The organism is Rhizobacter sp. P3_B12, from assembly GCF_056402895.1.
In genome coordinates, this window is the sequence record NZ_JBFUGN010000005.1 from 1 (window position 1) to 22,257 (window position 22,257).

The 22,257-nt window shown below is 69.4% G+C and carries 21 protein-coding genes; 12 read left to right on the plus strand and 9 right to left on the minus strand.

Features of this window, described 5'->3' with window-relative positions; all coding sequences use genetic code 11:
• From AC1D01_RS00640 to rsmA, 3 genes are all read left to right on the plus strand, one after another.
• Nucleotides 1–2,184 (plus strand): LPS-assembly protein LptD (locus AC1D01_RS00640; RefSeq protein WP_477864186.1); only part of this gene is annotated, 2,184 nt, incomplete at its 5' end.
• Nucleotides 2,181–3,524 carry a peptidylprolyl isomerase gene (locus AC1D01_RS00645; protein ID WP_477864187.1) on the plus strand — a complete coding sequence of 448 codons (1,344 nt, stop codon included), beginning with the start codon at nt 2,181–2,183 and terminating at the stop codon, nt 3,522–3,524. The genes AC1D01_RS00640 and AC1D01_RS00645, both read left to right, overlap by 4 nt.
• A gap of 94 nt (nt 3,525–3,618) precedes the next feature.
• Nucleotides 3,619–4,383, plus strand: a complete 765-nt coding sequence (rsmA, locus tag AC1D01_RS00650) for a 16S rRNA (adenine(1518)-N(6)/adenine(1519)-N(6))-dimethyltransferase RsmA (RefSeq protein WP_477864188.1) — start codon at nt 3,619–3,621, stop codon at nt 4,381–4,383.
• On the opposite strand, the gene AC1D01_RS00655 is transcribed toward rsmA, so the two are convergent.
• A complete protein-coding gene (locus AC1D01_RS00655; protein WP_477864189.1) occupies nt 4,371–4,952 on the minus strand; it encodes an outer membrane beta-barrel protein in 582 nt (193 codons plus the stop codon). The genes rsmA and AC1D01_RS00655 overlap by 13 nt on opposite strands.
• A gap of 31 nt (nt 4,953–4,983) precedes the next feature.
• On the opposite strand from AC1D01_RS00655, the gene AC1D01_RS00660 reads away from it, so the two are divergent.
• On the plus strand, nt 4,984–5,253 hold the full coding sequence (locus AC1D01_RS00660; protein ID WP_477864190.1) for a hypothetical protein: 270 nt from the start codon (nt 4,984–4,986) through the stop codon (nt 5,251–5,253).
• Here AC1D01_RS00660 and AC1D01_RS00665 read toward each other — a convergent pair.
• The 3 genes from AC1D01_RS00665 to AC1D01_RS00675 form a co-directional block, all read right to left on the minus strand.
• Nucleotides 5,228–5,623, minus strand: a complete 396-nt coding sequence (locus AC1D01_RS00665) for a barstar family protein (protein ID WP_047501403.1) — start codon at nt 5,621–5,623, stop codon at nt 5,228–5,230. The two genes, AC1D01_RS00660 and AC1D01_RS00665, sit on opposite strands and share 26 nt — an antisense overlap.
• Nucleotides 5,624–5,666: 43 nt before the next feature.
• Complete coding sequence (locus AC1D01_RS00670; protein WP_477864211.1) at nt 5,667–6,014, minus strand: guanyl-specific ribonuclease; 348 nt, start codon at nt 6,012–6,014, stop codon at nt 5,667–5,669.
• Between the two features lie 375 nt (nt 6,015–6,389).
• Nucleotides 6,390–8,684 carry an NADP-dependent malic enzyme gene (locus AC1D01_RS00675; protein WP_477864191.1) on the minus strand — a complete coding sequence of 765 codons (2,295 nt, stop codon included), beginning with the start codon at nt 8,682–8,684 and terminating at the stop codon, nt 6,390–6,392.
• 156 nt (nt 8,685–8,840) lie between these two features.
• On the opposite strand from AC1D01_RS00675, the gene AC1D01_RS00680 reads away from it, so the two are divergent.
• The 7 genes from AC1D01_RS00680 to AC1D01_RS00710 all read left to right on the plus strand — a co-directional run bounded on the left by AC1D01_RS00680 (nt 8,841) and on the right by AC1D01_RS00710 (nt 15,358).
• On the plus strand, nt 8,841–10,883 hold the full coding sequence (locus AC1D01_RS00680; protein WP_477864192.1) for a PAS domain S-box protein: 2,043 nt from the start codon (nt 8,841–8,843) through the stop codon (nt 10,881–10,883).
• Nucleotides 10,884–10,945: 62 nt separating this feature from the next.
• Complete coding sequence (locus AC1D01_RS00685) at nt 10,946–11,572, plus strand: response regulator transcription factor (protein WP_465111628.1); 627 nt, start codon at nt 10,946–10,948, stop codon at nt 11,570–11,572.
• 22 nt (nt 11,573–11,594) lie between these two features.
• Entirely contained in the window at nt 11,595–12,446 is an 852-nt protein-coding gene (locus AC1D01_RS00690; protein ID WP_477864193.1) for an SPFH domain-containing protein, read from the plus strand.
• On the plus strand, nt 12,446–13,411 hold the full coding sequence (gene thiL, locus AC1D01_RS00695) for a thiamine-phosphate kinase (RefSeq protein ID WP_477864194.1): 966 nt from the start codon (nt 12,446–12,448) through the stop codon (nt 13,409–13,411). Before AC1D01_RS00690 ends, thiL begins: the two co-directional genes overlap by 1 nt.
• On the plus strand, nt 13,408–13,983 hold the full coding sequence (locus AC1D01_RS00700; RefSeq protein WP_477864195.1) for a phosphatidylglycerophosphatase A family protein: 576 nt from the start codon (nt 13,408–13,410) through the stop codon (nt 13,981–13,983). Before thiL ends, AC1D01_RS00700 begins: the two co-directional genes overlap by 4 nt.
• Entirely contained in the window at nt 13,980–14,462 is a 483-nt protein-coding gene (locus AC1D01_RS00705; RefSeq protein ID WP_477864196.1) for a CinA family protein, read from the plus strand. Before AC1D01_RS00700 ends, AC1D01_RS00705 begins: the two co-directional genes overlap by 4 nt.
• The gene (locus AC1D01_RS00710; protein WP_477864197.1) at nt 14,459–15,358 is read left to right on the plus strand and encodes a 2-hydroxyacid dehydrogenase; all 900 of its coding nucleotides are present in this window, start codon (nt 14,459–14,461) and stop codon (nt 15,356–15,358) included. Before AC1D01_RS00705 ends, AC1D01_RS00710 begins: the two co-directional genes overlap by 4 nt.
• Nucleotides 15,359–15,425: 67 nt before the next feature.
• Here the strand turns inward: AC1D01_RS00710 and holA are convergent, their stop codons facing one another.
• From holA to leuS, 3 genes are read right to left on the minus strand one after another with little or no spacing between them, the layout of a single operon-like run.
• Nucleotides 15,426–16,538 carry a DNA polymerase III subunit delta gene (holA, locus tag AC1D01_RS00715; protein ID WP_477864198.1) on the minus strand — a complete coding sequence of 371 codons (1,113 nt, stop codon included), beginning with the start codon at nt 16,536–16,538 and terminating at the stop codon, nt 15,426–15,428.
• 42 nt (nt 16,539–16,580) lie between these two features.
• Nucleotides 16,581–17,069, minus strand: a complete 489-nt coding sequence (locus tag AC1D01_RS00720; protein ID WP_477864199.1) for an LPS-assembly lipoprotein LptE — start codon at nt 17,067–17,069, stop codon at nt 16,581–16,583.
• An 8-nt stretch (nt 17,070–17,077) separates the two neighbouring features.
• Nucleotides 17,078–19,696, minus strand: coding sequence for a leucine--tRNA ligase (gene leuS / locus AC1D01_RS00725; protein ID WP_477864200.1), 2,619 nt, complete (start codon nt 19,694–19,696; stop codon nt 17,078–17,080).
• Nucleotides 19,697–19,883: 187 nt separating this feature from the next.
• Between leuS and AC1D01_RS00730 the strand changes: the two genes are divergently transcribed.
• A complete protein-coding gene (locus AC1D01_RS00730; protein WP_477864201.1) occupies nt 19,884–20,282 on the plus strand; it encodes a hypothetical protein in 399 nt (132 codons plus the stop codon).
• Here AC1D01_RS00730 and AC1D01_RS00735 read toward each other — a convergent pair.
• Nucleotides 20,279–21,184: a LysR family transcriptional regulator gene (locus tag AC1D01_RS00735; protein WP_477864202.1), complete on the minus strand. Its 906-nt coding sequence runs from the start codon at nt 21,182–21,184 to the stop codon at nt 20,279–20,281. The genes AC1D01_RS00730 and AC1D01_RS00735 overlap by 4 nt on opposite strands.
• Nucleotides 21,177–22,136, minus strand: a complete 960-nt coding sequence (locus AC1D01_RS00740) for a glycoside hydrolase family protein (RefSeq protein WP_477864203.1) — start codon at nt 22,134–22,136, stop codon at nt 21,177–21,179. Before AC1D01_RS00740 ends, AC1D01_RS00735 begins: the two co-directional genes overlap by 8 nt.
• Between the last annotated feature and the right edge of the window lie 121 nt (nt 22,137–22,257).

A 22,257-nucleotide genomic window follows, 5' to 3' on the forward strand; every position in this document is an offset into this window, starting at 1 on the left:
GAGGTCCGCGCCCGCCCCGACCAGGACGTCATCGCCGAAGGCAACGCCCGCTTCCAGCGCGGCTCGATGCAGATCAGCGCCGACCGCATGACCTACGAGCAGGCGAACGACCTGGCCCATGCCACCGGCAAGGTGCGCGTCAGCCGCGACGGCAACGTCTACACCGGTCCGGAGCTGCAACTGAAGGTCGAGCGCTTCGAAGGCTTCTTCCTGAAGCCGACCTATTTCTTCTCGCGCACCCAGGCCGGCGGCCATGCCGAGCGGCTCGACTTCCTCGGCGAGCAGCTGACCGTCGCGACCGGCGCCACCTACACCAGCTGCCGCGTCGACGACATCGACGGCAGCACGCCGGCGTGGATCCTGTCGACCGACCGCGTGAGGCTCGATTTCGCGAACAACGAAGGCATCGCACAGGGGGCGGTGCTGCGCTTCTACGGCGTGCCGATCCTCGCGGCCCCGGTGCTGAGCTTCCCGCTGAGCGACGACCGCAAGTCCGGCTGGCTGCCGCCGAGCATCGACATCGACAACAAGAGCGGCCTGCAGGTGGCCGTGCCGTACTACTGGAACATCGCGCCGAACCGCGATGCGACGCTGACGCCGGCCATCATCTCGAAGCGCGGTGCCGGGCTCGACACCGAGTTCCGCTACCTCGAGCCGGGCCACGAAGGGCGCGTCGACCTGAACCTGCTGCCCAACGACCGGCAGGCCGGCATCACCCGCAGCGCATTCAACCTGGAGCAGGAGGGCGTGCTGCTCGGCAACACGCGCTACCGGACCAACGTGATGCGCGTCAGCGACGACGACTACTGGAAAGACCTGCCGCGCGGCATCAACAGCCTGACGCCGCGGCTGCTGCTCGGCGACGCGCAGGTGGCGAGCGACTTCGGCCTGTGGACCACCTACGCCCGCGTCGAGCGCTGGCAGGTGCTGCAGGATGCCGACAGCCCGCTCGCGACCCCCTACGACCGGCTGCCGCAGCTCGGCGTGCGCACCTGGCAGCCGCTCGTCGGCGGCCTCGAGTTCGGCATGGAGGCCGAGGCCAACCGTTTCGTGAACCCGGACGGCCACCGCCTCGGCGTGGCGCCCGACGACACCGCGGCGAACCCGCGACCCGTCGGCTCGCGGCTGCACCTGCTGGGCTCGCTCGCCTGGCCGTTCGGCACGCCCGGCTGGACGCTGACGCCGAAGGTGCTGGTGAATGCCGCCAGCTACCGGCTCGACGCCCCGATGGCCGACGGCCGCGACCGCTTCCACCGCGTGATCCCGACCTTCAGCCTGGACAGCGCCTGGGTGCTGGAGCGCGACACGCAGCTGTTCGGCCGCCCGGCGCGCCAGACCATGGAGCCGCGGCTCTTCTACACGAAGACGCCGTACCGCGAGCAGAACGACCTGCCGAACTTCGATTCGGCCGAGAAGGATTTCAACTTCGACTCGATCTACACCGAGAACAGCTTCTCGGGCGTCGACCGGGTGTCTGACGCGCACCAGCTGACCGCCGGCGTCACCACCCGCATGCTCGACTCGGGCGACGGCTCCGAGCTGCTGCGCCTGGGCCTCGCCCAGCGCTACCTGTTCGAGGACCAGCGGATCACGCCCGACAAGCAGCCGATCTCGCAGAGCGTGTCGGACCTGCTGCTGACCGGCTCGTCCGGCCTGCTGAAGCACTGGCGCTTCGACGCGGCCGTGCAGTACAGCCCCGAGCAGCACCAGACGGTGCGCTCGATCCTCGGCGTGCGCTACGCGCCGGGACCGTACCGCACGATCAACACCAACTACCGCTTCAACCGCAACGACAGCGTGACCGGCCTGCCGAGCGAGCAGTTCGAGGTGGGCTGGCAGTGGCCGCTGTACGGCCGCCCCGGCCAGAGCAGCGACCGCGGCGGGCGCTGCACCGGCGCCTGGTACAGCGTCGGGCGCATGAGCTACAACGTGTCCGAGCGGCGGCTCACCGATTCGGTGGTGGGCTTCGAGTACGACGCCGGCTGCTGGATCGGCCGCGTGATCGCGAAGCGGCTGTCGACCAGCTCGCAGGAAGCGACCACGCAGCTCGGCTTCGAGCTCGAGCTGATCGGCCTGTCGCGCCTCGGGACCAACCCGCTGAAGGTCTTGAAGGACAATATCCCCGGTTACCGCATGYTGCGCGACGATCCCGCCGCGCCCGCTGCCAGCCCCACGACACCATGATTGCATTCCAACGCCTTGCTTCCCGCGCGCTGATGTCGCTGCTGTCCGCGACCGTCGCGGCGGCCGCCGTGCAGGCCCAGACCGCAGCACCCGCGCCGCGCCCCTCCACGCGCTCGCAGACCGCCGACTACATCGTCGCGATCGTCAACCAGGAACTGGTCACCGCCGGCGAGGTGCAGCAGCGCATCGACCGCCTGCGCGAGGAAGCCCAGCGCAGCAAGTCCAAGCTGCCGCCGGACGACGACCTGCGCCGCCAGGTGGTCGATGCGCTGATCGACGAGCGCGTGCAGATCACGAACGCGCGCGATGTCGGGCAGCGCGTCGACGACATGGAGCTCGAGCGCGCGGTCGCCAACGTCGCGGCGCAGAACCAACTGACGCCGGCCCAGCTGCGCGAGCGGCTCAAGAAGGAAGGCATCGACTACGCGCGCTTTCGCAACAACGTGCGCGACCAGCTGCTGGTCGAGCGGGTGCGCGAGCGCGAGGTGCAGGCCCGCATCACGATCACCGACGCCGAGATCGACGCGGTGCTCGACAAGCAGCGCGCCGCGGCCGGCAGCGCGACCGAATACAACATCGCGCAGATCCTGGTCACCGTGCCCGAGGGCGCGAGCGAGAGCCTGGTCGCCGAGCGCCGCACCAAGGCCGAGGCGGCGCTGAACCGGGTGCGCAGCAGCGCCCCGTTCGACGTGGTCGCGAAGGAAGTCTCCGAGGACGGCAACAAGGCGCGCGGCGGCGAGATCGGCATGCGCCCGGCCGACCGGCTGCCCGACATCTTCGTCGAGGCGGTGCGCGGCCTGWAGCCGGGCGAGATCGCGCCGACGCTGCTGCGCTCCGGCGCCGGCTTCCACGTGATGAAGCTGCTCGACAAGCGCGAGGGCGGCGCGTTCTCGGTGACGCAGACGCGCGCCCGCCACATCCTGCTGCGGCCGTCGGCGCAGCTGTCCCAGGAGGCCGCGGTGCGGCGCCTGCAGGAGATGAAGCGGCAGATCCAGAGCGGCTCGCGCAACTTCGACCAGCTGGCGCGCGACAACTCCGAAGATGGCAGCGCGTCGCAGGGCGGCGACCTCGGCTGGGTGTCGCCGGGCGGCTTCGTCCCCGAGTTCGAGGAGGCGATGAACGCACTGCCGATCAACGGGCTGTCGGATCCGGTGGTGTCGCGCTTCGGCGTGCACCTGATCCAGGTGGTCGAGCGCCGCAAGATGACGCTCGACCTGCGGCAGCAGCGCGAGCAGGCCCGCAACATCCTGCGCGAGCAGAAGTTCGAAGAGGCGTACAACGAATGGGCGCGCGACCTGCGGGCGCGGGCCTACATCGAGATGCGCGAGGCGCCGCAGTGATTTGCGGTGCGGCCGGCCGAGCGCCGGGCCGCTCCCAAGCCGGCCGGCATCCCCTCGGGGGATCGCTGAACGTACTCGTTCGGCGAGGGGCTCCATGAAGCATCTTCCTCGCAAGCGGTTCGGGCAGCATTTCCTGACCGATCACTCGGTCATCGGCGCGATCGTCGATGCGATCAACCCGCGCCCGGGCGAGGCGGTCGTCGAGATCGGCCCGGGGCTGGGCGCGATGACCGACCCGCTGGTCGCGCGCTGCGAGCGCCTGACCGTCATCGAGCTCGACCGCGACCTGGCCGTGCGGTTGCGCAAGCGGCCCGAGTTGAACGTCGTCGAATCGGACGTGTTGAAGGTCGACTTCCCTGCGCTCGCAGAACAGGCCGGCCAGAAGCTGCGCGTCGTCGGCAACCTGCCGTACAACATCTCGACGCCCATCCTCTTCCACCTGCTCGACGCGGTCGGCCAGGTGCAGGACCAGCACTTCATGCTGCAGAAGGAAGTGGTCGACCGCATGGCCGCATCGCCCGGCAACAAGGATTACGGCCGGCTGACGGTGATGCTGCAGTGGCGCTATGACATCGAGTCGGTGCTCGACGTGCCGCCCGAGGCGTTCGACCCGCCGCCGCGGGTGGATTCGGCGGTGGTGCGCATGCAGCCGCTGCCCGATGCCACCGGCGTGCCGCAGGCCTTGCTGGGCGAACTGGTGATGGTGGCCTTCTCGCAGCGCCGCAAGCTGCTGCGCCACACGCTGGGCCGCTGGCTCGACGAGCGCGGCTTCTCAGGTGCCTTCGACGTGCAGCGCCGCGCCGAGGAAGTGCCGGTGGCGGACTACCTGGCGCTGGTGCAGGCGGTTCAGAAGCGGTAGCGCAGCGACAGGGTCGCCATGTCGGCACCTCGATCGGATTCGAAAAAGTGAAACGATTCGAAGGACTCGACCTCCAGCAGGGCCGACAACCGGGGTTGCAGATACCACTCGATGCCAATCCCGAACGTGGCCTCGGTACCTTCCTTGTCCTCGGAGCGGACGAGGAACGTGTCGGTGCGGGCCGTGCGCCGGTGGTAGGCCCCGAGGCGGCCGAGCAGTGCGATGTGGTCGCCGAGATGCAAGGCGCCGACCACCGCGATGGCGGGGTCGGTATGCCAGTCGGAGCCCAGCGACACGGCGCCCGCCTCCAGCCGTATCGAGCGCCGGAATTGATAACCCAGCATCAGCTTGCCCCCGTGACCGGTCAGCGTGTCATGCCGCTTGTCCTGCCCGCCCGGCACCTGGTAGTGGCTGAGGCCGGCACCGCCGGACACGTACCACCCGGATTGCGGCCCGGCGGTCGACGGCGCCTCGGTGGCTCCCGTGTTCTCTTGCGCCGCCGCAGCCGCGACCAACCCCGATGCCAATGCTGCCGCGAGACACGCTCGCGCGCCAAGACTGAATGCCATGGTTCCTCCCTGTCGTCATGGATGCTGTTGTGTGCGGCGCATTGTGCCCGCGCATCGCGCCCAAGAAAAAGCCCGCCGAAGCGGGCTTGACAGAGGTTCGATCGTTCAGGCCGCGTTCAGCCACATCGAGGTGTCGAAGGCGCTGCTCATCATCGGCATGTTCATCCCGAAGTTCGCATTGGCTGCGCTCTTGGCCGCCGGCTTGGCGGGCTTGTTCTCTGCAATCTGGGCCGTTTCCGTCGCCCGCTCCCATGACCCTTGTTCCTGGGAGCGGGCTACTGAAAAGAATAGAAGCACCTGAACGGTATTTTTCGTTCCGCCCAGAAGTCGGCCGCATCGCGGAAGACATCGAGCAACTGCTCGCGGGCCTCGCGGTCGAAGCGCGGGTTGTCGGGCAACTGCTCCAGCACCACGACGAAGCCGGGTTGCGCGCCCGACTTGTGCACCAGGTCGGTCATGCAGTCGTACAGCGCATCCAGGTTCTTGCCGAAATGCGACGGGAACAGGAAGGATTCGGCGATGCTGTCCAGCACGTCCTGCTTGGACTGGGCGTTCGTCAGGTTGGCGTAGAGGAAGTGCTGGCCCACGCTTTGCGCGGCCTCCTGCAAATCCTCGACACGGTAGGCGCGTATCGACTGGACGATGTTTGGACGGACGGTCTGCAAGAGCATGGTCTCGTTCCTCCTTGGTTCAAAAGAATCCATCAACTGATCCTCACTTCACGATGCGGCGAAAACTCGCGTAGTGGTCGTCGGTGTAGTAACAGGCCTGCGGCGTCGTGACCTGGTAGCCACCGCAGACGATGCGCTTTGCCGCGCGGTTCCTGGCCCCCGGGGTTGTCACGGTGTACTCGCGGTAGTAGCCGCGGCGCTGTGACGGTAGCTGGCGTTCGCGGTTACCGAACACGCTGCCATCCTTGGGATACGGAAATGGGCCTCCCGTTCGAATCAGCCGCTCTGTCGCCTGGGCCTCGGCCGGCAGTGCCGCCAGGGCCACCGTTGCCATCTCGACTGCTGGTGCCGGTGCTTCCTTGGCAGCCACCGAGACGACACTGGCCGCCATGACAGCCGCCGCGATCGCCGCGCGGCCCCATCGGGCTCGGCCATCGAATCGACTTGCACAACTCAGCAATGAACCGGCCAGCGCACCGGAGAGAGACACGGGGTTATCCCTGAATTCGGAAACCGGGATGGTACCGAATCGGGCTGCAAAGCTCAAGGTGCTGCCTCAATTTGGGGCAGGAGAGTTCAAAAATCAGTGAATGCTCGCATTCGCCTGAGGCCATATGGGTCGGCACATTCAGACAGCATTGCGGCAAGAAAACAGCGCATTCGGGTCGATGACAGGGGTGTCACATGCCCGTGCWGGACCCCCGGGCATTTTTGGCGCACGCACCAAGCTGTGCTTGGTGCGCGGCCGGCCGCCGTTTTTGTCAGATCAGCGCGCCGCGTTGGCGTCGGCGACGGTCAGCGCGGTCATGTTGACGATGCGGCGCACGGTGGCCGACGGCGTCAGGATGTGCACCGGCTTGGCCGCCCCGAGCAGCACCGGCCCGATCGCGATGCCGCCGCCGGCCGCCGTCTTCAGCAGGTTGTAGCTGATGTTGGCGGCGTCGATGTTCGGCAGCACCAGCAGGTTCGCCTCGCCCGACAGCGTGCTGGTCGGCATCAGCTCGGCGCGGTAGGCGGCATCGAGCGCGGCGTCGCCGTGCATCTCGCCGTCGACCTCGAGCCACGGCGCCTGCTCGTGCAGCAGCGCCAGCGCGTCGCGCATCTTCACCGCCGACGGCTGGTTGCTCGAGCCGAAGTTGCTGTGCGACAGCAGCGCCGCCTTCGGGCGCAGGCCGAAGCGTTTCAGCTCCTCGGCGGCCATCACGGTGATCTCGGCCAGCTGCTCCGCGGTCGGATCGTAGTTGACGTGGGTGTCGACCAGCATCACCTGCCGGTTCGGCAGGATCAGCCCGTTCATGCAGGCGTACGTCTTGGTGCCCTTGCGCAGGCCGATCACCTGGTCGATGTACTGCAGGTGCATCGCGGTGTTGCCCCAGGTGCCGCACAGCATGCCGTCGACCTCGCCCTTGTGCAGCAGCATCGCGCCGATCAGCGTCAGGCGGCGGCGCATCTCGATCTTGGCAAGCTGCGCGGTCACGCCCTTGCGCGCCATCATGCGGTGGTAGGTCTGCCAGTAGTCGCGGTAGCGCTCGTCGTGCTCGGTGTTGACCAGGTCGTAGTCGGTGCCGGCCTTCAGCCGCAGGCCGAACTTCTCGATGCGCTGCGCGATGACCTCCGGCCGGCCGATCAGCGTCGGGCGCGCCAGGTTCTCGTCGACCACCACCTGCACCGCACGCAGCACGCGCTCTTCCTCGCCTTCGGCGAAGGCCACGCGCTTGTGCTTGGCGCACTTGGCGAGCGTGAAGATCGGCTTCATCGTCGTGCCCGAGGCATAGACGAAGCTCTGCAGCTTCTCGCGGTAGGCGTCCATGTCCTTGATCGGGCGCGAGGCGACGCCGGAGTCGACCGCCGCCTGCGCGACGGCCGGCGCGATCTTCATCATCAGCCGCGGGTCGAACGGCTTCGGGATCAGGTACTCCGGCCCGAAGCTCAGCGTCGCGCCGGCATAGGCCGCGGCCACCACCTCGCTCTGCTCGGCCTGGGCCAGCTCGGCGATCGCGTGCACCGCGGCGATCTCCATCTCGATCGTGATCGTGGTCGCGCCGCTGTCGAGCGCGCCGCGGAAGATGTACGGGAAGCACAGGACGTTGTTGACCTGGTTCGGGTAATCGGTGCGGCCGGTCGCGATGATCGCGTCGGAGCGCACTTCCTTCACCTCTTCCGGCAGGATCTCCGGCGTCGGGTTGGCCAGCGCCAGGATGATCGGCTTGGCCGCCATCGTCGCGACCATCTCCTTCTTCAGCACRCCGCCGGCCGACAGGCCGAGGAAGATGTCGGCGCCGTCCATCACCTGGGCCAGCTTGCGGTGCGAGGTCTTCTGGGCGAACTGGATCTTGTCCTCGTCCATCAGCTCGGTGCGGCCTTCGTAGACGACGCCGGCCAGGTCGGTGACCCAGATGTTCTCGCGCGGCACGCCCAGCTTGACCAGCAGCCCCAGGCAGGCGAGCGCCGCGGCGCCGGCACCGGACGTGACGAGCTTGACCTTGTCGATGTCCTTGCCAACCACCTTCAGCGCGTTCAGCACGGCCGCGCCGACCGTGATCGCGGTGCCGTGCTGGTCGTCGTGGAACACCGGGATGTGCATGCGCTCGCGCAGCTTGCGCTCGACGTAGAAGCAGTCGGGGGCCTTGATGTCCTCGAGGTTGATGCCGCCGAAGGTGGGCTCGAGCGCGGCGATGATGTCGACCAGCTTGTCAAGGTCGCGCTCGGCGAGCTCGATGTCGAACACGTCGATGCCGGCGAACTTCTTGAACAGGACGCCCTTGCCCTCCATCACCGGTTTCGAGGCCAGCGGGCCGATGTCGCCGAGGCCGAGCACCGCGGTGCCGTTGGTGACGACGGCGACCAGGTTGCCGCGCGCGGTGTACCGGAACGCATTGGCCGGGTCGGCCACGATCTCTTCGCAGGCGGCGGCGACGCCGGGCGAGTACGCGAGGGCCAGGTCGCGCTGGTTGATCAGCTGCTTGGTGGCGGCGATGGCGATCTTGCCGGGCACCGGGAACTCGTGATACTCCAGCGCCGCACGGCGCAGTTCCGCATGCTTGTTGTCTGATTGGGCCATGGCGTGATCTCGTGGGACCTCGAAAGGGGGAGCCATTGTAGGAGGGCGAGGGAAGCAGAGTGTTGCGCAGACCGCCGCCGGCCCCCATGCGCGAAACTGCGTACCTCGGCGGCCCGCCCATTCGCAATACTGCAAGGTGGTCCCCGCACCCGAGCGATGCTTCCGCCCCTGCCCCCACCGCCTTCCGCTTCCGTTCCCCCGCCGCCGCGGCGCTGGCGGCGCGTGCTGCTGTGGGCGACGCTGGTGGCGCTGCTGCTGATCGCCCAGTCGCTGCTGGTGTGGCTGACGCTCGGCTACGAGAGCAGCCGGGCGCAGGAGCAGGTCGATGCCACCGCCAGCGCGGCGGCCGGCGACATCAAGCAGGCACTCGGCCGCGACCTGCAGAGCCTGCAGGCGCTGCTGTGGAACAACCCGTCGATCGAGCAATGGCGCCAGGACGCGGCGGTGCTGCTGCGCACGCACCGGGAGCTGCTGCGCATCGAGCGGCGCGACCTGCAGCTGGAGATCACCGAATCGATCGATTCGCCGCTGCACGGCTCGGCCTTCACGCAGATCCGCCGCGACGACATCGACCTCGAGACCGAGCTTGCCTGCACCACCGCGCGCCGCCAGGGCAGTCCGTCGTACTCGCGCAGCTACTTCGTGCCGCTGCCCGGCGGGCTGGGGCTGGAGGTGATGGATGTCTGCATCCCGATCCCCGGCAGTGGCCAGCACCTGGGCTACATGGCCGGCACCTTCGCGCTCGGCCGCCTGCTCGAGGAGACGGTGGGCAGCGAGGTGAAGCGGGTGCACGAGCTCTCGTTCGTCGAGGGCGACGGCACGCGCCTGGCGCGCGTCGGGCTGCCGCGCGGCGCCGGCGCCTTCATCGCCGAGCGGCTGGTCGACCTGCCGGGCCTGAGCCTGCAGCTGCGCGTGGACAGCAGCGCCGGCCGGCCGCAGCTGATCCCGAACCTCAGCACCGCGCTGGTGCTGGGGCTGTCGTTCGCGCTCGGCGGCGTGGTGGTGCTGCTGGCGCGCGACGTGCGCAAGCGCGCCGGCGCCGAGGCGGCGCTCGCCGAGGCGCTGAGCTTCCGCAAGGCGATGGAGGATTCGCTGGTCACCGGCTTGCGGGCGCGCGACCCGCACGGGCGCATCACCTACGTGAACCCGGCGTTCTGCGAGATGGTGGGCTTCAGCGCGAGCGAGCTGGTCGGGCAGATGACGCCGCCCTACTGGCCGCCCGAGCTGACCTCGGAGTACACCAAGCGCCAGCAGGTGCGCCTGGCCGGCACGGTGCCGCCGCGCGAGGGCTACGAGACGGTCTTCATGCGCCGCAACGGCGAGCGCTTCGCGGTGATGATCTTCGAGGCACCGCTGGTCGACGGCGCCGGCCGCCACGCCGGCTGGATGAGCGCGGCGCTCGACGTGAGCGCGCAACGCAAGATCGAGGAGGTCTCGCGCCAGCAGCAGGAGCGGCTGCAGGCGACGGCGCGGCTGGCCACCGTCGGCGAGATGGCCTCGCTGCTGAGCCACGAGCTGAACCAGCCGCTGGCCGCGATCGCGAGCTATGCGGCCGGCTCGCTGAACCTGATGAACGACGCCGACGGCGACTGCGCCGAGACGGTGCCGCTGCTGCGCCAGGCCTCGCAGCGCATCGCCGAGCAGGCCGAGCGGGCCGGCCGCGTGATCAAGAGCGTGCACGACTTCGTGCGCCGGCGCGAGCAGGCGCGCGAGCCGGTGCGCGCCGACCTGCTGATCGACGCGGTGCTGCCGCTGGTGCGGCTGCAGGCGCGCAAGAGCGGCACGCGCATCGAGCTCGACCTGCCGAAGCCGATGCCGCGCGTGGTCTGCGACCGCACGATGCTCGAGCAGGTGCTGCTGAACCTGACGCGCAACGCGATCCAGGCGATGGAATCGCACACCCCGGCGGCCGAGCGCGAGCTGACCATCCACGTGCGCCCGGTCGATGCCCGCTGGGTGGCGTTCGGCATCGTCGACCGCGGCACCGGCGTCGCCGACGACGTGGCCGCGCGGCTGTTCACGCCGTTCTTCACGACTCGCCCCGAGGGCATGGGGCTCGGCTTGAGCCTGTGCCGCACGGTGATCGAGCAGCACGGCGGCCTGCTGGTGTTCGAGAACCGCCTCGACGCGGCGCAGCGCGTGATCGGCGCAGAATTCAGGTTCACGCTGCCCGCCGACAGCAGGAACGCGAACCCATGACCAGCAGTACCCCCCACACCCCCACCGCAACGGGCGCCACGCCCGCCCACCTCGGCCTGCCGATGGTCTACCTGGTCGACGACGAGGATGTCGTGCGCGAGGCGCTCGCCTGGCTGCTGCGCTCGCGGCGGCTGCTGTCCGAGGGCTTCGCGAGCGCCGAGGCCTTCGAGACCATGCTCACGCCGCGCCTGGCCGCGGCCACGGCCGCCGGCTGGCCCACTTCGCCGAGCTGCCTGGTGCTGGACGTGCGGATGCCCGGCACCAGCGGGCTCGCTCTGTTCGAGCGGCTGGCCGAGCGCCACCTGCTGCAGGCGCTGCCGGTGATCTTCCTGACCGGGCACGGCGACGTGCCGACCGCGGTGGCCGCCGTCAAGCGCGGTGCGTTCGATTTCGTCGAGAAGCCGTTCTCGGACAACGCGCTGGTCGACCGCGTCGAGCAGGCGCTGGCGCAGAGCACGCAGGCCATCCTGCGCCGGCGCGACCGCGTCGCGCTCGAGCAGCACCTGGCCGAGCTGACCGAGCGCGAGCGCGAGGTGATGGAGCGCGTGATCGACGGCCGGCCCAACAAGCTGATCGCCGACGAGCTGAACATCAGCGTGCGCACGGTCGAGGTGCACCGCGCGCGGGTGTTCGAGAAGATGGACGTGAAGTCCGCGGTGGAGCTGGCCAACCGGATGCGCGAAACATAATGCCGGCAGGAGGGATTCGACGATGAGCATTCAAGGACTGGTCCGCGCGGTCGCGGCCGTGGCGGTCGTGCTGCTGGTGGTGGCAGGCTTCAGCAGTTGCGGCACGGTGGAATCGGGCAACGTCGGCATCCGCACCACGCTCGGCAAGGTCAGTGCCGAGGAGGTCGAGCCCGGCATCTACCTGGGCCTGCCGGGCATCAGCCGGGTGCAGGAGTTCTCGGCCAAGGAGATCGGCCTCGACCTGAACGACCTGACGCCGAAGGCGCGCGACAACCTGACGCTGCGCGACCTCGACGTGACCGTGTACTACCGCGTCATGCCCGGCTCGATCGCCGACCTGTACGTGAAGTACGCCGGCCAGCACACCCGCGACGAGGGCAGCCGCGTCTACCTGCCGGCCTATGCGCTGCTGCAACGCCTGGCGCGCAACGCGATCTACCAGCAGGCCTCGCACATCGACAGCCTGGTGATGCACACGCAGCGCGAGGAGCTGGCGCTGGCGGTGCGCAAGTCGCTGCAGGCCGAGCTCGACGCGAACGACAAGGGCGTGCTCCAGGTCACGCGCGTCGTGATCCGCTCGCTCACCACCGACCCGGCGATCGAGAAGGCGATCCAGGATTCGGTCGCCGCGCAGAAGCAGCTCGAGACGACGAAGCAGCGCATCGCGATCGCCGAGGCCGAGGCGCAGGTCGAGGTCAAGAAGGCCGAGGGCATCGCACGCGCCAACCAGATCATCAACCAGAGCCTGACGCGCGAGTACCTGCAGCACGAGTCGAACCTCGCGCTGCAGAAGTTCGCCGAGAAGGGCGGCACGACCACGGTCGTGATCCCGGCGAACATGCAGACGGCGCCGCTGATCAACATCGGCAAGTGATGTCCGGACTCGGCGAATTCGACCTGATCGCGCGCTGGTTCACGCGCCCGGCGCGGCGCGCGGCGCTCGGCGTCGGCGACGACTGCGCGCTGCTGAACATCACGCCGGGCATGCAGCTCGCGACCTCCAGCGACATGCTGGTCGAGGGGCGGCATTTCCTGTCGACGGTGGCACCCGAGCGGCTCGGCCACAAGGCGCTGGCCGTCAACCTGAGCGACCTGGCGGCCTGCGGCGCGCAGCCGCTCGCGTTCACGCTGGCGCTGGCGCTGCCGCGCGTCGACCCCTCCTTCCTCGACGGCTTCTCGCGCGGCCTGCTGGCCCTGGCCGATGAACACGGCTGCGAGCTGGTCGGCGGCGACACGACGCAAGGCCCGCTGAACCTGTGCATCACGGTGTTCGGCGAGGTGCCGCCCGGGCAGGCGCTGCTGCGCTCGGGCGCGCGCGACGGCGACGAGATCTGGGTCAGCGGCACGCTGGGCGACGCGCGGCTCGCGCTCGAGGTGTTCCGCGGCAGCATCGCGCTGGCGGGCGATGCCTTCGAGCACGTGCGCACCGCGATGGAGCGGCCGACGCCGCGCGTCGCGCTCGGCAGCGCGCTGCGCGGCATCGCGACGAGCGCGATCGATGTCTCCGACGGCCTGCTCGGCGACCTGGCCCACATCCTGAAGCGATCGAATGCCGGCGCGACGCTGCAGGTCGATGCATTGCCGCGCAGTGCGGTGCTGGCCGCGCAGCCGCTGGCGCTGCAGCGCAACTGCACGCTGGCCGGCGGCGACGACTACGAGCTGGTCTTCACCGCGCCGCCGTCGCAGGCCGCGGCCGTGCGGGCCGCCGCCCAATCGGCCGGCGTCGCGGTGACGCGCATCGGCCTCATCGGGCCGGCCRCCTCGGGCCTTCGCCTGGTGGACGGCGACGGCGCGGCGGTCGACCAGCGTTTCGCGGCCTTCGACCATTTCAAGCCATGAGCGCCGAGCCGACACCGCCCCCTCTGCCATCGGTACCACCGCTGCCGCCGCTGCGCCCTGCCCCGCAGCGCGCGACGCTCGGCTTCATGTTCCGCCACCCGGCGCACGTCATCGCGCTCGGCTTCGGCAGCGGGCTGTCGCCGGTCGCGCCCGGCACGGTCGGCACGTTGTGGGCCTGGCTCGCCTTCGTCATCATGCAGCCGCACCTCGGCGACCTGCAGTGGCTGCTGGTGCTGGTTGTCGGCACGCTGGTCGGCTGGTGGGCCTGCACGGTGACCGCGCGCAACCTGGGCGTCGCCGACCCGGGCAGCATCGTCTGGGACGAGGTGCTCGCGTTCTGGGCCGTGCTGTGGCTCGTGATGCCGGCGGGGCTGCTGGCCCAGGCGGTGGCCTTCGGCCTGTTCCGCTTCTTCGATGCGGTGAAGCCCGGCCCGGTGGCCTGGGCCGATGCCCGCTTCAAGCTGCGCCGCGGCCAGGCGATCGGCTGGGCGCAGGGTTTCGGCATCCTGTTCGACGACTTCGTGGCCGCGCTGTGCGCGCTGCTGGTGATCGCGCTGTGGAGGTTCCTGTGAACGAGTTCGAACCGGCGGTGCTGGCGCTGGCGCGCGTGCTGCGGCAACGCGGCGGCTCGATCGCTGCAGCCGAATCCTGCACCGGCGGCCTGATCGCGGCGGCCTGCACCTCGGTGGCCGGTTCGAGCGACTGGTTCGAACGCGGCTTCGTGACCTACAGCAACGAAGCCAAGACGCAGATGCTGGGCGTGCCGGCGGCGTTGATCGCACAGCACGGCGCGGTCAGCGAGGAGGTCGCGCGGGCGATGGCCGAGGGCGCGCTGGTGCACTCGCCGGCGCGTTTCGCGGTCGCGGTGACCGGCATCGCCGGCCCGGGCGGCGCGGTGCCGGGCAAGCCGGTCGGCACGGTGTGGCTGGCCTGGGCGCTGCGCGACGGCGCGACGCAGGCCGAGCGCCTGCTGTTCGCCGGCGACCGCGGCGCGGTGCGCGGGCAGACGGTGTCGCAGGCGCTGATGCGCCTGCTGCAGGCCGCGTCGTGAGCATCCTGCTGGCGGCGGATTTCGATGCGGCGGAATGGGCTGCCTGGCTGCCGGCGTTGCAGGCGGCACTGTCCGGCGAGACGCTGACCGTCATGACCGATCGTCATGCCCGCGACGACATCGACATCGCGATCGTCGCGAACCCGCCGGCCGGTGCATTGCAAGGCCTGCCGCAACTGAAGCTGGTGCAGTCGCTGTGGGCCGGCGTCGACAAGCTGCTGCGCGACCCGACGCTACCGGCCGGCGTGCCGCTCGCCCGCATGGTCGATCCGGCGATGAACGCCGCGATGGCCGAGACCGCGCTGTGGGCCGCCCTCGCGCTGCAACGCGGCTTCTTCGGCTACGCGGCGCAACAGCGCGCCGGCGTGTGGCGCCAGCATGCGCAGCGGCGCGCGGACGAGACACGGGTCGCGGTGCTGGGCCTGGGGCAGATGGGGCAGGCGGTGGCCGCCCGGCTTGCGCAGCAGGGCTTTGCGGTCAGCGGCTGGAGCACGAAGCATGGGCCGGCCGATGCGGTGCTGGCCGACGCCGACATCGTGATCAGCCTGCTGCCGCTGACGCCGGCGACGGCTGGCTTCTTCGACCGCGCGCGGTTCGCGCAGATGCGCCGCGGCGCGAGCTTCGTGAACCTGGCGCGCGGGGCGCAGGTGGTCGAGGCCGACCTGCTGGCGGCGCTCGATGGCGGGCAGTTGGCCCATGCCGTGCTCGATGTTTTCGCGACCGAACCGCTGCCGGCGGCGCATCCGTTCTGGCAGCACCCGAAGGTGACGGTGTTGCCGCATGTGGCGGCCCAGACCGATCCGCGCAGCGCGGCGCAGGTGGTGGCGGCGAACATCCGCGCGCTGCGCGCGGGTCAGCCGCTGCAGCACCTGGTCGATCGGCAACGCGGCTACTGACCTCGTAGCCCGGATGCCAATCCGGGGTTTGTCCGACACCTCCCGGATTGGCATCCGGGCTACGCATTCAGGCGCGCAGCACCAGCGACACCTTCGAAGCCGGCCCGCCGCGCACCGTGCCGGGTGCCGGTGCCGCCTGCTGCGTGACCTGCTGCATCACCATCAGCACCAGCCGGCGCAGACCCTGCCACGGTTCGAACGGCCAATCGGGGTGCTTGAGCCCCTTGACCAGGCCATCGCAGACCTGCGCCGCCTCGACCAGCTGCGACAGGCCGTCGTCGCCCAGCAGCGGCGCGGCGCGCTCGAACAGCCGCTCCTTCGCACCCCAGACGCGCGCATCGCGCAGCGCAAGCGCCAGCGGCTTGCCGGCGTTCAGCGCGTCCTTCACGCGGCGCAGCGCGAGGATGTCGTTGGCCAGCGTCCAGTGCACCAGCACCGCGGCCTCGCCCTCGGCCTCCAGCCCGTCGAGCATGCGCAGCGCGCGCCCGACCTGCCCGGCCAGCACCGCCTCGCCGAGCTTGAACACGTCGTAGCGGGCCACGTTCAACACCGCCGACTCGATCTGCTCGAAGCTCAGTTCGCCCTGCGGGTACAGCAGCCCGAGCTTCTGCACCTCCTGGTGCGCCGCCATCAGGTTGCCCTCGACCCGGTCGGCGAAGAACGCCAGCGTCTGCTGCCCGGCCTCGCCGTCCTGCACCTTCTGGCCCTGGCCCGCGAGCCGCTGCGCGATCCAGGCCGGCAGCGCGCGCCGCTCGATCGGGTCGACGCGCAGCGTGACACCGGCCGCATCGAGCGCGACGAACCAGGCGCTGGCCTGCTGCGTGCGGTCGAGCTTGGGGCACTGCACCAGCGTGACCACGTCGTCCGACAGCGTCTCGCAGTAGCGCTGCAGCGCCTGCGAGCCGTCCTTGCCGGGTTTGCCGGACGGGATGCGGATGTCGATCAGCTGCTTGTCGGCGAACAGGCTCAGCGCCTGCGACGCACCGAGCAGGCTGCTCCAGTCGAAGTGCGCACCGCTGACGGTGTGCACCTGGCGCTCGGTGTGGCCGGCCGCGCGCGCGGCGGCGCGGATCTGGTCGGCGGCCTCCTGCGCGAGCAAGGGTTCGTCGCCGTGGATCGTGTAGATCCGCTTCAGGCCCTGGCGCAGGTGGGTGGGGAGTTGGTCAGCTCGCAGCTGCATCGGCGGGGACAGTGTTCGGTGAAACGGATCAGGGGGAAYGGATCAGAGGGACTGGACCGACGCCAGCCGGCGCAGCACCTGCGAGGCGATGTCGGTTTCCATCGCGCGGTACAGCAGCGTCTCTTCATGCTCCTTCGCGAGCGCGATGCTCTCGTTGTAGGTCATGTCGCGCGTCAACAGGATCTCGCTGGCCGGGATCAGCTCCTTGCCCATCGGCGTGCGCAGCCGGAAGCTGAAGCGCGAGCGCAGCTGCACTTCGAGCACCTGGCCGGCCGTGCCGGACGAGACGACGCCCTTCTCGCGCACGTCGTTCAGCGACTCGAGCACCACCTCGGCCAGCGACGCCGCCTCGACGACGCGGGTCGCGTTGACCGACTGCAGCGCACGGCGCAGGTCGCCGGCCAGCGGCGACTGCGGCTTGAAACCGCTCAGCTGGATGGCCTTGAAGTGCAGCTCCGGCGCGCGGCGCAGCTCGAAGCCGCAGCCGGCCAGCGCCGCGGCGACAGACAGCACGAGCATGCGTCGTTGCATGGGCACGCTCAGACGACGACGTTGACGAGCCGGCCCGGCACCACGATCACCTTCTTCGGCGGCTTGCCTTCCGAGAACTTGACGAAATCCGGGCTCGCGACCGCCGCCGCCTCGATCGCGGCCTTGTCGGCGGTGGCCGCCACCGTGATCGCGCCCCGCGTCTTGCCGTTGACCTGCAGCACCAGCTCGATCTCGTCCTGCTTCAGCGCGGCCTCGTCGACCTGCGGCCACGGTGCGTCGAGCAGGTCGCCCAGGCCCTTGGCGTAGCCGAGGTCGGTCCACAGCGTCCAGGTGATGTGCGGGCAGGCCGGGTACAGCGCACGCAGCAGGATGCCGAAGCTCTCGCGCACGACCGCCGGCGCATTCCCGGTGAAGCCCTCGAGCGCCTTCAGCAGCTTCATCGCACCGGAGGCGACGGTGTTGTACTGCATGCGCTCGTAGTCGTAGCTGATCTGGCGCAGCTGCGTATGCACCTCGCGGCGCAGCGCCTGCGCTTCCTTCGGGACGGCGCCCGAGATCTCGCCGCCGCCGATGAGCACGTCGGCGTACTTCGCGGCGAAGGCCCACACGCGGCGCAGGAAGCGGTTCGCGCCCTCGACGCCCTGGTCGTTCCATTCGAGCGTCTGCTCCGGCGGCGACGCGAACATCACGAACAGCCGCGCGGTGTCGGCGCCGAACTTCTCGATCAGGTCCTGCGGATCGACGCCGTTGTTCTTCGACTTGGAYATCGTCGTCCAGCCTTCGTACACCACCGGCTTGCCGCTCTCCTTGTGCACCGCCGACAGCACGTGGGCATGGTCGTCGCGCTCGATCTCGAGATCGTGCGCCCAGAAGTAGTCCTTGCCGGCACCCTCGTGGGTCAGCGAGAAGGCCTCGTTCAGCACCATGCCCTGCGTCAGCAGCTTCGTGAACGGCTCGTCGACCTTCACCAGGTGCAGGTCGCGCATCACCTTGGTCCAGAAGCGCGCGTACAGCAGGTGCAGGATCGCGTGCTCGATGCCGCCGATGTACTGGTCCATCGGCATCCAGTACTGCGTGCCGGCACCGACCATCGCCTTGTCGTTCGACGCATCGCAATACCGCATGAAGTACCACGAGCTGTCGACGAAGGTGTCCATCGTGTCGGTCTCGCGGCGCGCGGGCTTGCCGCACACCGGGCACGCGACGTTCAGGAAGTCGGCACGCTTGTTCAGCGGGTTGCCGCTGCCGTCGGGCACCACGTCTTCGGGCAGCACGACCGGCAGGTCCTTCTCGGGCACCGGCACCGCGCCGTGCTCATCGCAGTGGATGATCGGGATCGGCGTGCCCCAGTAGCGCTGGCGGCTGACGCCCCAGTCGCGCAGGCGCCAGGTCGTCTTCTTCTCGCCCAGCCCCTTGTGGGCCAGCGCCGCGGCCACCGCATCGACCGCCTTCGCGTGGTCGAGCCCGCTGAAGTTGTCGGAATTGATCGTGATGCCGCGCTGCTTGTCGCCGTACCACTCCTGCCAGTGGTCGTAGCTGAAGTGCTCGCCGTCGATCGTGATGACCTGCAGGATGCCCAGGTCGTATTTCTTCGCGAACGCGAAATCGCGCTCGTCGTGCGCCGGCACGCCCATCACGGCGCCGTCGCCGTAGCTCATCAGCACGTAGTTGCCGACCCACACCGGCACGTCCTCGCCGGTGATCGGGTGCTGCACGACCAGGCCGGTGGGCACGCCCTTCTTCTCTTGCGTCGCGAGCTCGGCCTCGGTCGTGCCGCCGGCCTTGGTCTCTTCGATGAACGCAGCGACGGCCGGGTTCGACGCCGCGGCGTGCGCGGCCAGCGGGTGCTCGGGTGCGACCGCGCAGAAGGTCACGCCCATGATGGTGTCAGCGCGCGTCGTGAAGACGTACAGCCGGCCGCCGCCGATCGGCTGGCCGTCGGCTGCGGCGATGCGGTGCGGGAAGGCGAAGCGCACGCCCTCGCTGCGGCCGATCCAGTTCTCCTGCATCAGCTTGACGCGCTCGGGCCAGCCGGGCAGCTGCTCCTGCACGTAGTCGAGCAGCTCGCCGGCGTACTTCGTGATGTTCAGGTAGTAGCCGGGGATCTCGCGCTTCTCGATCACCGCGCCCGAGCGCCAGCCCTTGCCGTCGATCACCTGCTCGTTGGCCAGCACGGTCTGGTCGATCGGGTCCCAGTTGACGACCTGGGTGCGGCGCTCGGCGATGCCGGCCTTCAGCATCTTCAGGAACAGCCACTGGTTCCAGCGGTAGTAGGCCGGCGAGCAGGTCGCGATCTCGCGGCTCCAGTCGATCGCCAGGCCCATCGCCTGCATCTGCCGCTTCATGTAGGCGATGTTGTCGTAGGTCCACTTCGCCGGCGGCACCTTGTTCTTGATCGCCGCGTTCTCGGCCGGCAGGCCGAAGGCATCCCAGCCCATCGGCATCAGGACGTTCATGCCCTTCATGCGCAGCTGGCGAGTCAGCATGTCGTTGATCGTGTAGTTGCGCACATGGCCCATGTGCAGCTTGCCGCTCGGGTACGGCAGCATCGAGCAGGCGTAGAACTTCTGCTTGCTGGCGTCTTCCGTCACGCGGTAGGCATCGGCAGCGGTCCACGCGGCCTGGGCGTCGCGTTCGATCTCGGTGGGCTTGAAGTCGGGAGTCATCGGTTACGGCGCCGTGGGTGGCTCGGGGGGCGAGGGGCGATTATAGGAACCGGCCTCGTCACCGTGCCGGCCTGTCGTCGATGCGGCCGGTACGTCCGTCTTGGAATCAATCCGGCCGCGCCGCCCACTCAGTCGGAACCAGCCGCCGTCCCAAGCCTCTTCGTCACAGCCTCACAGAACCACCGCCATGAGCCTCAAGATCGGAACCCAGCCTTCGAGCGTCACCCCGCCGGCCCAGGCCACGACGGCAGTTACCGGCAATTCCAGGTCGTCGCCGAAGTTCGAGACGCTCCGGCGGGGCGCCCAGACGGCCACCGGAGGCCTGGTCGACTTCGGCGCCCAGACCGGACTCATGATTCGGCTCGCGACAGCGGCCGAGGGAAAGGGGCCGGGCTGGCAGGCATTGCGGGAGGAAGTGCACTCCAACCTGCCGCGGGACCCCGGGGCGCTGGAGCTCTCCTTCACGAAGGCATTCGAGCAAGCCGAAGCATCCGCCGGCGCGCCGGGCAGCACCGCCTACACCAGCGCGTTGAAGCAGCTCAAGACGGCGTTCACGATGGCGCGCGTCCTGGAGCGGCTGACCTAGGCCCGGTCTGCCTCGGCCTGCTTCAGCCAGTCGAGGAACCAGCGCGCGGCCGGCCCCGGCGGCGCATCCTTGCGGTGCACCGAGCGCATCGCGAACGACGGCGGCGTGAGCGGCAGGCCCTCCACCTCCAGCCTCACCAGGCTGCCCTGGGCCAGGTCGGCCTCGACCTGCGGGCGCGGCATGTGGCCCCAGCCGAAGCCGGCGCGCAGGAACGCATGCTTGGTGCTCAGGTCCGCCAGCCGCCAGGTGATCGGCGAGACGACGCCGTAGTCGCGCCCGTCGGTCATGCGCGAGCGGTCGGTCAGCACCAGCTGCACATGCTGCTCGATCACCGCGCGCGGGATCGGCCCGTCGTGCGACGCCAGCGGGTGCGTCGGCGCCACCACCGTGACGGCCGCCACGTCGAGCAGCGGTTGCGATTCGAGCGTGTCGGGCACGTCGGGGAGGCTGCCGATCACCGCGATGCGGCATTGCCCGTCGAGCACCGGCTGCAGGATCGCACCCATCGCATCCACATGCAGCCGCAACGGCGTGCCGGGGAACTCGTGGCGGAACGCATCGACCGCCTGCGTCAGCCATTCCATCGGGAACAGCGCATCCATCGCGACCGACAGCTCCGCCTCAAGCCCGTCGGCCAGGCTCTTGGCGCGCGCCTTGAAGCCGTCGACGCCGCGCGCGACGATGCGCGCATCGGCCAGCAGCGCGCGGCCTTCGTCGGTCAGCGTCGGCAGCCGGCCGCTGCGGTCGAACAGCGTCACGCCGATCTGGCGCTCCAGCTGCGCGATCGCCTGGCTCACCACCGATTGGGTGCGGTGCAGCTTGCGCGCCGCACCGGAAAAACTACCTCGTTCGACGCAGGCGATGAAGATCTTCAGCTGGTCGAAGGTGACGGGGTCACGCATTGGGTGGCAACGACAGGTAGTACTGGCCGAGCTCGGTCAGCTGACCGTCTTTCCCAAGCAGGCTGCTGAAGTGGATGTCATTCTCCCAGCGGCCGGTGAACCACGCGTAGCGGTAGACATCGGCGCGGGCTTCGAGCATCGCGACCATTTCCGCCATCTGCGTCTTCTGCTTGGCCACGGTGTCGATCGCCGCCTGGCCATCGCCCTCGTGCCAGTTCGCGAACTCGGTGACCCAGAACGTCTTGCCGTATTTCTTCAGGCGGTCGAGCTGCTTGTCCAGGCCGTAGTCGTACCAGTGGAAGGACAGCATGTCGATGCGCGGATCGCGCCCGCCGTTGGCGTTGCGGTAGGCGGTGTAGAAGGCATCCAGCCAGGCGACCGGATCCGTGAAGCCGTTCATCGTGCCCCAGGTGATCTGCGGGCCGACGATCTTCACGCCGGTCTTGGTCGCCAGCGCCTCGAGGCGCGGCCAGGCGGCCGCGGCATCGGCCGGCGACATCGTCGCCTGGCCTCCCAGGTTCGGCTCGTTCAGCACCAGCAGGTACTTGTACTGCGGGTTGGCCTTCAGCAGCGTCTCGATCTCGGCGTCGTTGAAGCTGAAGTTCCACAGCATCGGCACGAAGTCGGTGCCGGCGGGCGGCGTCAGCTTCGGACGGGGCGACCAGTTGTACCACCAGGACACACCCGGCACGAGCGCGTTCAGGTCGGCCGTGGTGGCCACGTCATAGGCGATGCCGCGCTTGAAGCTTTTCGAGGTCGGAGCCGGGGCGGGCGACGGTGCGGGGGCGGGGGCCGGGGCAGGAGCAGGCGGCGTCCCACCCACGGGCGACGGCGACGGCGACGAATCGCTGCTGCCGCCGCAAGCGGCCAGCGCCGCCGTGGCCGCGGACGCGAGCGTCACGCCGAGCAGGCGCCGGCGCAGCCGGCTGTCGAGGTCATGGTGATCGTTCATCGAAGACTTTCGCTTTTTCATCGGTGCAGGCAGGCGGTCGCCCATGGGGAACGCGGATTGCAGTTCGCATGCCACTGCCGCCGAACCCCAAAGTGGAACCGTCTATCACTTGCATCTGACA

What these genes read in the sequence shown, in the direction of transcription:
- holA (WP_477864198.1), bottom strand. Translation starts at nt 16,538, where the DNA reads ATGCAGCTGCGAGCTGACCAACTCCCCACCCACCTGCGCCAGGGCCTG.
- AC1D01_RS00685 (WP_465111628.1), top strand. Translation starts at nt 10,946, where the DNA reads ATGGTCTACCTGGTCGACGACGAGGATGTCGTGCGCGAGGCGCTCGCC.
- AC1D01_RS00670 (WP_477864211.1), bottom strand. Translation starts at nt 6,014, where the DNA reads ATGGCGGCCAGTGTCGTCTCGGTGGCTGCCAAGGAAGCACCGGCACCA.
- AC1D01_RS00740 (WP_477864203.1), bottom strand. Translation starts at nt 22,136, where the DNA reads ATGAACGATCACCATGACCTCGACAGCCGGCTGCGCCGGCGCCTGCTC.
- AC1D01_RS00700 (WP_477864195.1), top strand. Translation starts at nt 13,408, where the DNA reads ATGAGCGCCGAGCCGACACCGCCCCCTCTGCCATCGGTACCACCGCTG.
- AC1D01_RS00735 (WP_477864202.1), bottom strand. Translation starts at nt 21,184, where the DNA reads ATGCGTGACCCCGTCACCTTCGACCAGCTGAAGATCTTCATCGCCTGC.
- AC1D01_RS00690 (WP_477864193.1), top strand. Translation starts at nt 11,595, where the DNA reads ATGAGCATTCAAGGACTGGTCCGCGCGGTCGCGGCCGTGGCGGTCGTG.
- AC1D01_RS00720 (WP_477864199.1), bottom strand. Translation starts at nt 17,069, where the DNA reads ATGCAACGACGCATGCTCGTGCTGTCTGTCGCCGCGGCGCTGGCCGGC.
- rsmA (WP_477864188.1), top strand. Translation starts at nt 3,619, where the DNA reads ATGAAGCATCTTCCTCGCAAGCGGTTCGGGCAGCATTTCCTGACCGAT.
- AC1D01_RS00730 (WP_477864201.1), top strand. Translation starts at nt 19,884, where the DNA reads ATGAGCCTCAAGATCGGAACCCAGCCTTCGAGCGTCACCCCGCCGGCC.
- AC1D01_RS00680 (WP_477864192.1), top strand. Translation starts at nt 8,841, where the DNA reads ATGCTTCCGCCCCTGCCCCCACCGCCTTCCGCTTCCGTTCCCCCGCCG.
- AC1D01_RS00665 (WP_047501403.1), bottom strand. Translation starts at nt 5,623, where the DNA reads ATGCTCTTGCAGACCGTCCGTCCAAACATCGTCCAGTCGATACGCGCC.
- AC1D01_RS00655 (WP_477864189.1), bottom strand. Translation starts at nt 4,952, where the DNA reads ATGGCATTCAGTCTTGGCGCGCGAGCGTGTCTCGCGGCAGCATTGGCA.